The organism is Rhodopirellula europaea 6C, from assembly GCF_000338295.1.
GTDB lineage: Bacteria > Planctomycetota > Planctomycetia > Pirellulales > Pirellulaceae > Rhodopirellula > Rhodopirellula europaea.
This window is the reverse complement of the sequence record NZ_ANMO01000146.1, coordinates 1-1621: the sequence shown is the minus strand read 5'-3', so window position 1 is coordinate 1621 and position 1621 is coordinate 1. Positions and strand designations below refer to the sequence as shown.

Genomic DNA, 1621 nt, shown 5'->3' with positions numbered 1-1621 from the left:
GGCACTTCAGAACCGCACGACCTCTTCGGAGTGAAGGCGTCGGCACATCATCCTGAGTCCCTTTGCCCTTCACGCGCAGCCCAGAAGCCTACCTCTCTTTCTCTTCACCGAAGCCGCCACAACTTACCTTCATGCCAACAGACTTCACCTCACGGATTCAAGATCGTAGCGCCACGGTGGGTGTTGTTGGACTCGGCTATGTCGGTCTTCCCCTCGCACTGGCCTACGCTGGCGGCGGGTTCAAGACCGTTGGATTCGACATCGATGACAAGAAGACGTCGGCAATCAACGCTGGCACCAGCTACATCAAACACATTTCGGCGGACTCCATCGCCACGGCGATCCAATCCGGCAACCTCGCCGCCACAACAGACTTCAGCCGAATCCGCGAAGTCGACGCGATCATCCTGTGTGTTCCCACGCCGCTGGACGAACACTTCGAACCCGATCTCTCCTACGTTGTGAGCACGATCGAATCGATCCTGCCGCATCTGCGTGCAGGGCAAACGATCAGCCTCGAAAGCACGACTTACCCTGGCACCACCGCCGAGGAACTGGTCACTCGCATTGAAGCCGCCGGCCTGACCGTCGGCACCGATGTGCACGTCGTCTACTCGCCCGAACGAGAAGACCCCGGCAACCCCGAGTTCGCCGCCACCAACATTCCCAAAGTCGTCGGCGGTCACACGCCAGCGTGCCTGAAGGCAGGTGAATCGCTCTACGGCAGCGTTTTCGATCAAGTCGTCCCGGTCAGCAGTACACAAGTCGCCGAGTTGACCAAACTGCTCGAAAACATTTACCGCAGCGTCAACATCGGGTTGGTCAACGAATTAAAACTTGTCGCCGACCAAATGGGCATCGACATTTGGGAAGTCATCCAAGCCGCCAGTACCAAACCCTTCGGTTTCAAAGCCTTTTATCCTGGCCCCGGCCTCGGTGGTCACTGCATCCCAATCGACCCGTTCTACTTGACTTGGAAAGCCCGCGAGTTCGGCGTTCACACTCGGTTCATTGAACTGGCCGGCGAGATCAACCGAGCGATGCCGACACACATTGTGCGACGCTGTGCCGATGCCTTGAACCAAAACAAAAAAGCCCTCAACGGCAGCAAGGTGCTACTGGTTGGCCTGGCCTACAAACCCAACGTCGACGACGACCGAGAATCCCCCTCCTACGAACTCCTGGATCGCCTGACCTCACAGGGTGCTGAGGTCGACTACCACGATCCGTATGTCCCCGTCATTCGCCCATCACGAGAACACTCGCACTGGGCCGGCAAACCCAGCGTCGCCTGGGATCAAGCAACGATTCAAGAATATGACCTGGTCCTGATCTCGACTTGGCACGATTGCCTCGACATCCACGAACTCGCCCAGTGGTCCAAATTCATCGTCGACACCCGCAACGCCACTGCCAAACTGCCACCCGAACAACAAACCAAAGTCCTCAAAGCCTAGCCCAGTGGGATAGGCTTCCAGCCTGTCATCCCCGCATCCCGCGCACAACATGTAAGCGACGAAGGCCCTTTCGTCGCCGCCAACACCCCACCGAGCCCATCAGCCGCCGAGCGTTAGCTCCGGTTTCCCACCAGCCGATCGACAGGCTAACCGCCTTTTCCACT

General features: G+C 58.2%; 1 protein-coding gene. It reads left to right on the top strand.

Annotated features, from left to right (window positions below; all coding sequences use genetic code 11):
* Nucleotides 1–131 precede the first annotated feature (131 nt).
* On the top strand, nt 132–1457 hold the full coding sequence (locus tag RE6C_RS15575) for a nucleotide sugar dehydrogenase (RefSeq protein ID WP_173401796.1): 1326 nt from the start codon (nt 132–134) through the stop codon (nt 1455–1457).
* Nucleotides 1458–1621: the final 164 nt, after the last annotated feature.

Coding starts and splice junctions, on each gene's coding strand:
- RE6C_RS15575 (WP_173401796.1), top strand. CDS start 132: ATGCCAACAGACTTCACCTCACGGATTCAAGATCGTAGCGCCACGGTG.